Origin of the sequence: Aeromicrobium sp., from assembly GCF_032084975.1 — a bacterium.
In the GTDB taxonomy this organism is placed as follows: domain Bacteria; phylum Actinomycetota; class Actinomycetes; order Propionibacteriales; family Nocardioidaceae; genus Aeromicrobium.
On record NZ_DAMDLR010000098.1, the window covers coordinates 1 to 7,794 of the forward strand.

At 72.4% G+C, this 7,794-nt stretch carries 10 protein-coding genes; 9 read left to right on the plus strand and 1 reads right to left on the minus strand.

The window, feature by feature from the left end; genetic code table 11:
- The first annotated feature begins 46 nt into the window (after positions 1–46).
- The 9 genes from alr (at position 47) to tsaD (ending at position 7,140) form a co-directional block, all read left to right on the plus strand.
- Positions 47–1,156: an alanine racemase gene (gene alr / locus RT323_RS15070; RefSeq protein ID WP_313409910.1), complete on the plus strand. Its 1,110-nt coding sequence runs from the start codon at positions 47–49 to the stop codon at positions 1,154–1,156.
- On the plus strand, positions 1,153–2,136 hold the full coding sequence (locus RT323_RS15075) for an alpha/beta hydrolase (RefSeq protein WP_313409912.1): 984 nt from the start codon (positions 1,153–1,155) through the stop codon (positions 2,134–2,136). The genes alr and RT323_RS15075 overlap by 4 nt, the downstream gene beginning before the upstream one ends.
- Positions 2,137–2,212: 76 nt before the next feature.
- Entirely contained in the window at positions 2,213–3,175 is a 963-nt protein-coding gene (gene tsaE, locus RT323_RS15080) for a tRNA (adenosine(37)-N6)-threonylcarbamoyltransferase complex ATPase subunit type 1 TsaE (protein ID WP_313409913.1), read from the plus strand.
- A gap of 42 nt (positions 3,176–3,217) precedes the next feature.
- On the plus strand, positions 3,218–3,856 hold the full coding sequence (gene tsaB / locus RT323_RS15085) for a tRNA (adenosine(37)-N6)-threonylcarbamoyltransferase complex dimerization subunit type 1 TsaB (RefSeq protein WP_313409915.1): 639 nt from the start codon (positions 3,218–3,220) through the stop codon (positions 3,854–3,856).
- On the plus strand, positions 3,853–4,284 hold the full coding sequence (rimI, locus tag RT323_RS15090) for a ribosomal protein S18-alanine N-acetyltransferase (RefSeq protein ID WP_313409916.1): 432 nt from the start codon (positions 3,853–3,855) through the stop codon (positions 4,282–4,284). Before tsaB ends, rimI begins: the two co-directional genes overlap by 4 nt.
- Positions 4,281–4,763, plus strand: a complete 483-nt coding sequence (locus RT323_RS15095; RefSeq protein WP_313409918.1) for a VTT domain-containing protein — start codon at positions 4,281–4,283, stop codon at positions 4,761–4,763. The genes rimI and RT323_RS15095 overlap by 4 nt, the downstream gene beginning before the upstream one ends.
- Before the next feature lie 43 nt (positions 4,764–4,806).
- Entirely contained in the window at positions 4,807–5,220 is a 414-nt protein-coding gene (locus RT323_RS15100; protein WP_313409920.1) for a DUF5709 domain-containing protein, read from the plus strand.
- Between the two features lie 92 nt (positions 5,221–5,312).
- Entirely contained in the window at positions 5,313–6,068 is a 756-nt protein-coding gene (locus RT323_RS15105; protein ID WP_313409921.1) for a lysophospholipid acyltransferase family protein, read from the plus strand.
- A 28-nt stretch (positions 6,069–6,096) separates the two neighbouring features.
- Positions 6,097–7,140, plus strand: coding sequence for a tRNA (adenosine(37)-N6)-threonylcarbamoyltransferase complex transferase subunit TsaD (gene tsaD, locus RT323_RS15110; protein WP_313409922.1), 1,044 nt, complete (start codon positions 6,097–6,099; stop codon positions 7,138–7,140).
- 14 nt (positions 7,141–7,154) lie between these two features.
- Here tsaD and RT323_RS15115 read toward each other — a convergent pair.
- A partial coding sequence (locus RT323_RS15115) for a biotin-dependent carboxyltransferase family protein (RefSeq protein ID WP_313409924.1) occupies positions 7,155–7,794 on the minus strand: 640 nt, incomplete at its 5' end.

Sequence of the window (7,794 nt, forward strand, 5' to 3'; positions counted from 1 at the left end):
CCGCTGGCCGGGAATCCTGTTCCAAAAGTTGGCAGGGAGGCCGCCCATGAGCGCCAACGCCGAGCTCGTCGTCGACCTCGACCAGTACCGCGCGAACCTGGCCGCACTGCGGTCGTACGCGCCCGACGCGCTGCAGATGGCCGTCGTCAAGGCCAACGCCTACGGGCACGGGATGGTGCCGGTGGCGCGGGCCGCGCGGCTGGGCGGAGCGGACTGGCTCGGGGTCGCCACGCCCGACGAGGCCCTGGCACTGCGCGCCGCCGGCGACGAGGGGCCGTTGCTGTGCTGGCTGATGACGCCCGGCGTGCCGTTCGGCGAGCTGGCCGACGCCGGCGTCGACGTGACCGCCTCGACGGTCGACCAGCTCGAGGCGATCGCCGTCTCGTCCGACCGTCCCCGGGTGCAGCTGAAGGTCGACACCGGCCTGTCGCGCAACGGCGCGTTCGGCGCGCAGTGGGACGCGCTGGTGGCCGCCGCCGCGCGGCTCCAGTCCGCCGGCAGTCTCGAGGTCACCGGGATCTGGTCGCACTTCGCCTGCGCCGACGAGCCCGGGCACCCGGCCAACGACGAGCAGGAGACGGTGTTCCGCGCTGCGGTCGACCAGCTCGCAACCGCCGGCGTCCGGCCCGAGGTGCGCCACCTCGCGAACTCGGCTGCCACGGTCACGCGTCCGTCGTCGCACCTCGACCTCGTCCGGGTCGGCATCGCGTCGTACGGGCTCGACCCCGACCCAGCGGTGAGCGTGCCCGAGGTCCGGCCGGTGATGACCGCTCGCAGCGTGCTCGCCCAGGTCAAGCGGGTGCCCGCCGGTGCCTCCGTCTCGTACGGCTGGCGTTGGACCGCCGAGCACGAGACCACCCTCGGCCTCGTCCCCGTGGGCTATGGCGAGGGGATCCATCGCACGGCCTCCAACCGCGCCGAGATGGGGTTCGCCGCGTCGCGGGTCCCCGTGCGTGGCACGATCTGCATGGACCAGTTGGTCGTCGACCTCGGCGACCGGCCCGCCCGGATCGGTGACCCGATCACGGTGTTCGGGCCGGGAGACGACGGTGAGCCGACCGCCCAGGACTGGGCCGAGGCCGCCGGGACGATCAACTACGAGATCGTCACGCGGCTGGCCGGTCGCTGGTCCCGCACCTACCGAGGAGGACGATGAGATCGGTCGCCGCACGAGTCGCCGCCACCGCAGGCGCCTTCGCCGCAGCGGGAGTCGCCGGCGCCGCCGCGACGAGGATCAAGAGCCGCCAGGTCGAGCGGCGCCGTCACGCTCGCGGCGAGGACGTCGCCTTCGGGTCGGTCCACGGGGACTCGTACTACGTCTCGGCCGCTGACGACGTCCCGATCCACGTCGAGGTCGACGAGGGACCCGCACCGACCGTCGTGTTCGTGCACGGCTGGATGTGCGACGTCGACACGTGGCACTTCCAGCGGCTCGCGCTGCGCGGCCATGCCCGCCTCGTCCTCATGGAGCAGCGTTCGCACGGCCGTTCCGGCCGCACCGGTCCGCGCAACTCCTCGCTGCACGACATGGCCGAGGACCTGCGACGTGTCCTGGACGCCCACGCGACCGAGGGTCCCGTCGTCCTCGTGGGGCACTCGATGGGCGGCATGTCGATCATGCAGATGGCCCAGCTCTCACCCGAGCTCTTCGGCGACCGCATCAAGGGCGTCGTCCTGATCAGCACGAGCGCCGGCAAGCTCATGCGCCGCAGCCCCGGTCTGCGCTTCGCGGTGCCGCTCATCAAGGCCGCCTCGCCGCTGCTGGACTGGGGTCGCGAGTTCAACAGCTACTCGGTGATCCGGCGCTGGGCGTTCGGCAAGCACGCCCACCCGGCCGCCGTCGACATGGCGGACGAGATGATCCTGCGTGCCCCCACCTCGGTCATCCTCAACTTCCACGACAACTTCGTCGAGCTCGACCTCGGCGCTGGTCTCGGTGCGATCTCGCACTGCCGCGCGTCCGTCGTGTGCGGCACGCAGGACGTCATGACGCCGTTCTCGCACAGCCGCTGGATCGCGAGTGAGATCGAGGGCGCCGAGCTGGTCCCCGTCAACGACGCCGGCCACATGGTGATGCTCGAGGAGCACGAGCAGGTGACCGAGGCGATCGAGCGCGTGCTCAAGGACATCGCATGAGCGAGCGCCAGCGAGTGAGGCTGGTCTCACGAGTGCCGGCACTGCCACGCTGTGCTTTCTCGAGGGCGGTGTCCGCATGAGTCGAGAGCTGGACGTCGACCTCGTGGGCGCTGATCGGGCCGAGGAGGTCGTCGGGGTGATCCACCGTGCCTTCGCCGCGCGCAAGCCGCTCGACCCGCCCGCGACGGCCGGCGACGAGACGATCGAGTCCGTCGCGGCCGCTCTCGAGCGCGACGGCGGTCTGCTCGCGATGCGCCGCGACCGTCCCATGGGCGCCATCTTGTTCGACCGTTCGAGGCCCGGACTGCTGGGCCTCAAGCGCGTCAGCGTCGACCCGCTGGGGCGCGATCGCGGTGTCGCGTCCGCGATGGTGGGCGTGGCCGAGGACGTGGCCGAGGACGACGGCATGGACGGGATCTGGCTGCACGTGCGCGAGGAGCTGCCGGACAACCTGCGCTTCTGGCAGCACCGCCACTACACCCCGTGGTCCCAGACCGGGCACACGATCGAGATGGGCAAGACCCTCTGGCTGGCCCGTGAGGTGCCCGACCCCGAGGCGATGCAGTCGCTCGCCGCACGCGTCGCCGCCCTGCTGCGGGCCGGTGACCTGCTCGTGCTGACGGGCGACCTCGGCGCCGGCAAGACGACGTTCACGCAGGGCCTGGGCGAGGCACTGGGCGTCCGCGGTCCCGTCACGTCGCCGACCTTCGTCATCGCTCGCACCCACCCGAGCCTGGTCGGCGGCCCCGCCCTCGTGCACGTCGATGCGTACCGGCTGGGCGACGCCGCCGAGATCGACGACATCGACCTGGACGCGACCGCCGAGGACTCCGTCACGGTCGTCGAATGGGGCGCGGGCATGGCCGAGCAGCTCTCCGACAGCTGGCTCTCGATCACGATCGAGTCCCGCACGGCGGACCCGGGTGAGCCGCTCGGCACCGAGTGCGGGGTCGAGTCCGAGGACATGCGGGTCGTGACGATCCGCCCGCACGGTCCGCGCTGGCTCGGTGTGCCGTTGCGAAGCACCCTGCTCGGCTGACGTGCTGGCCGCGTGGCCTCGCGGCACAACTACGCTGGGTCCGTGCTCCTGCTCGCGTTCGACACCGCCACGCCGTCGATCTCCGTGGCCATCCATGACGGCACGTCCGTCGTCGGCACGTCCACGGGCGAGGGGTCCATGGCCCACGGCGAGCTCCTGGCACCGGCCATCCGCGAGGCGCTCGCGGCCGCGGGTGCCGCTCCGGCGGACCTGACGGACGTCGCGGTCGGGGTCGGACCGGGTCCGTTCACGGGCCTGCGCGTCGGAGTCGTCACTGCCCTGACGCTCGGCCGGACGCTCGGCGTCACGACGCACGGCGTGTGCTCGCTCGACATCCTGGCCGCCGAGGCCGCCCCGACGATGGACGGCGACTTCGTGGTCGCCACTGACGCGCGCCGCAAGGAGGTCTACTGGGGCCGCTTCGGTGCGGACGGCGTCCGGCGCACCGGGCCCGACGTCGACTTCCCCGAGACCGTCGGCGCGCACGGGCTGCCGGTGGTGGGCCGCGGCGGCCGGCTCTACGCCGACCGCCTCGCGTGGGTCGAGACCGCTCCTCTCGATCCGTCGGCCTCGGCCCTGGCCGGGCTCGTCGCCCGTGGCGGGCATCGCGACCTGCCCCTCGAGCCGCTCTACCTGCGCCGACCCGACGCGACCCCGCAGGTCGCCTCGAAGCCGGCATGATCCGGGCCGCCGGCCTGCGTGACCTCGACACGCTGGAGTCGATCGAGCAGGCCAGCTTCGGGAGCGACGCGTGGAGCGCCGCCCAGGTCCGCGACGAGCTCCAGGGGGAGCGCCTCGTGCTGGTCCACGTCGACGAGTTCGGCGTGCAGGGATTCGCCTCCATCAGGCTCTTCGTGCCGGACGCCGAGCTCATGCGCATCGGCGTGGGCCTGGGCTCTCGACGCCAGGGGGTCGCGACGCGCCTGCTCGAGGCGGTCGAGGACGCGGCCCGGTCGCGTGGCGCCGACCGCATGCTGCTCGAGGTCGCCGCTGACAACCAGCCGGCCGTCGCGCTCTACCGCCGCGCGGGATACCGCGAGACGGGTCGGCGCCGGGCCTACTACCGCTCCGGGGCCGACGCGGTGCTGATGGACCGGAACCTGGCGTGAACGACGTCATCGAGTCGATCCGCTCGTGGCCGTGGCTGTGGGCGTGGCTCGCGTTCCTCGCGATCGTGCTGGTGCGGGCCGGCGCGACGTACGGGATCGGCCGGGCGATCGCTGCGGGCGTGCTGCGCGAGCGGCGTCCCGGCCCGAAAGTCGGGCGCGCGATGCAACAGGTCCATCGCTGGGGTCCGCCGGCGGTGACGGTGAGCTTCTTCACGGTCGGCGCGCAGACGGCGATCAACCTCGGCGCCGGCCTCTCGAGGATGACCCTGTCCCGCTACCTGACCGGGCTGCTGCCGGGCGCCGCCATCTGGGCCACGATCTGGTCGACGATCGGCATGAGTGCGTTCCTGGCCGTCTTCTCGGGCGGATCCGAGCGTTCGGCGTGGCTGATCGTGCTCGCCGTCGTGGTCGCGGTGGCCTTCCTGCTGGCGCGGTCGGTCCGTCAGGGCGACCCGGCGCCGGACCTCGAACGCGACTGACGCGTCCCCGGCGACTGCACCGGTCTCGTGGCAAGGTGGAGGTATGAGTGATCCCCGCAATCCAGCCCCGAACCCTTCCCAGTTCATGAGCCAGGACCCGCACGAGGACACCCTGATCGAGCGTGGCAGCAACGACCCGCTGGACGAGGGCCTGACCCCACCGGAGAAGTGGTCCGCTGGCGAGGGCTTCGGCACCACGGCCGACGAGTACCGCCAGGGTGAGTCCTTCGAGCAGCGCCTCTCGCAGGAGGAGCCCGACCTCGACCCCGACGCCGAGTGGAACGAGGACCAGCTCGACGACGGCGAGGTCGGCGACGGTCGCTCCGGTCGCCTCGTCGACCCCGGCCGAGGCCAGGGCGAGGACAACGTGTCCGAGATGGTCGGCGACGACATCGGCATCGACGGTGGCGCGGCCAGCGCCGAGGAGGCCGCGGTCCACATCGTCGAAGAGGACTGAGCAACCCGACGTGCAGGGCCCCACTGCGGTGGGGCCCTGCGGCGTTGCGCGAGCATCCCGCTCGGTGAACACGCGTCCACTAGTGTGCTGGCATGCGCGACGTCACCTACCCGCCGATCATCCTGACGGCGAAGACGCTGTTCCGGGCTCTGGGCATGACCTTCCAGACCTCGGGCACCGAGCACATCCCGCGTGAGGGCGGCGCGATCCTGGCGTCCAACCACGTCAGCTACGTCGACTTCATCTTCAACGGACTCGCGGCCCAGCCGTCGGGTCGGCTCGTGCGCTTCATGGCCAAGAAGGAGGCGTTCGACCACAAGGTGTCGGGCCCCCTGATGCGGTCGATGCACCACATCCCGGTCGACCGGGCGCAGGGTGAGGGCTCGCTGCACGCCGCGGCCGACTACGCGCGGCGCGGTGAGATTGTCGGCATCTTCCCCGAGGCCACCATCAGCCGCTCGATGGAGGTCAAGGAGATCAAGACCGGTGCCGTCCGGGCCGCCGCCGAGGCCGGCGTGCCGCTCGTCCCGATGGTCGTGTGGGGCACCCAGCTGCTCAAGACGAAGGACCGCGACGCCGACCTGCTCGGCCGGGGGAAGGCGATCGCCCTGCACGTCGGCGAGCCGATCCCCGTCACGGGCGAGGACCCCGTCGCCGAGACGGAGCTCCTGCACAACGCCCTGAGCGCGCTGCTTGACAAGGCGATCCGCGAGTACCCCGTCTCGCCCGAGGGCCAGTGGTGGGCGCCTGCCCGTTATGGCGGGACCGCCCCGACGCCTGAAGAGGCCCGCCGTCTCGACCTCGAGGAGAGGGCGGCCCGCGAGGCCAAGCGCTCCCAGCGCGACTGAGCGCGACCTCGCCTGCGAGGATGGACCGGTGAGTGAGCCGCTGGTCCTGGGCATCGAGTCCTCCTGTGACGAGACCGGCGTGGGCATCGTGCGGGGCACCACCCTGCTGGCCCACGCGGTCGCCTCGAGCGTCGAGGAGCACGTCCGGTTCGGCGGCGTCGTTCCCGAGGTCGCCAGTCGTGCGCACCTCGAGGCGATGGTGCCCACGCTCGAGCAGGCCTACGAGCAAGCCGGCCTGGACGTGCGTGACGTCGACGCCATCGCCGTCACCAGCGGTCCAGGTCTGACCGGCGCACTGCTCGTCGGCGTCGCCGCGGCGAAGGCCCTCGCGCTGGCCCACGACAAGCCGCTCTACGGCGTCAACCACCTGGCGGCGCACGTCGCGGTCGACCAGCTCGAGCACGGTCGGTACGACGAGCCGGTGATCGCGTTGCTGGTCAGTGGCGGCCACACCGAGCTGCTGCTCGTCAACGACATCGCCACCGACATCACGCTGCTCGGTGGGACCATCGACGACGCCGCGGGGGAGGCCTTCGACAAGGTCGCGCGGCTGCTGGGCCTGCCGTACCCGGGTGGACCCGAGATCGACCGTGCCGCACGCGACGGGGACCCCAAGGCGATCGACTTCCCGCGCGGCCTCACGTCCGGGCGCGACCTCGAGAGGTACCGGTGGGACTTCTCGTTCTCGGGCCTCAAGAGCGCCGTGGCGCGCCACGTCCAGCACGAGCAGCGCATGGGCCGCGAGATCGTCGTCGCCGACGTCGCGGCCTCGTTCCAGGACTCGGTGTGCGACGTGCTGAGCCGCAAGGCGATCAAGGCGTGCCTCGAGCACGACATCCCGCGCCTGATCCTGGGCGGTGGCGTGGCGGCCAACGGGCGGCTGCGGCATTTCGTGCTGGAGCGTGCCGCCGCGGCCGGGGTCGAGGTTCGGATCCCGCCGCCCTCGCTGTGCACCGACAACGGCGCGATGGTCGCCGCCCTCGGTGCCGAGGTGGTCCGCCGCGGCATCGCGCCCTCGTCGCTCGACCTGCCCGTCGACTCGAGCCTGCCGGTCACCCGCATCGTCGCCTGACCGGTCGCGGTTCCTCAGGCCCGGTGCCGCCGGAAGCGCACCAGGTCGCCCGGTCGCGCCTGTCCGAGCAGGTCGGTGTCGGTGTCCAGCACCACCGCGATGACGGGGTAGCCGCCCGTCACCGGATGGTCCGGACCCAGCACGACCGGGCGCCCCGACGTGGTCACCTGGATGCTGCCCCGCACGACCGGCTCGCTCTCGAGCTCTCCGGCGCGGTCGCGTTCGAGCGCGGGCCCGTCCAGGCGGACGCCGATGCGGTCCGAGACCGGGTCGACGACCCAGGCGGTCGACAGCAGCGTCCCGACGGCCGCCGGGGTGAACCAGTCGTCGCGAGGGCCGAGCACGACGCGAACCGTGACCTCGCCCGACGCCAGCGTGGCCGGGAACGACTCCAGCGAGACCTCGCCCACGCGTGTGCCCACGGTCAGCTCGGTCCCCGCCGCGAGCGGCTCGGGGCCGAGCGCAGCGAGGGTGTCCGTGCTGTGACTGCCCAGGACGGGCGTGCCCGTGAAGCCGCCCGCTGCCGCCACGGTCCAGCGCAGTCCCACGACGGGCGCACCCAACCGAAGGACCTGGCCGCGGCGCAGCGCCAGCACGCGGCCGGAGTCGACCGGCTGGCCGTCCACCGCGACGGGGCCCGCGGCACCCGTCACC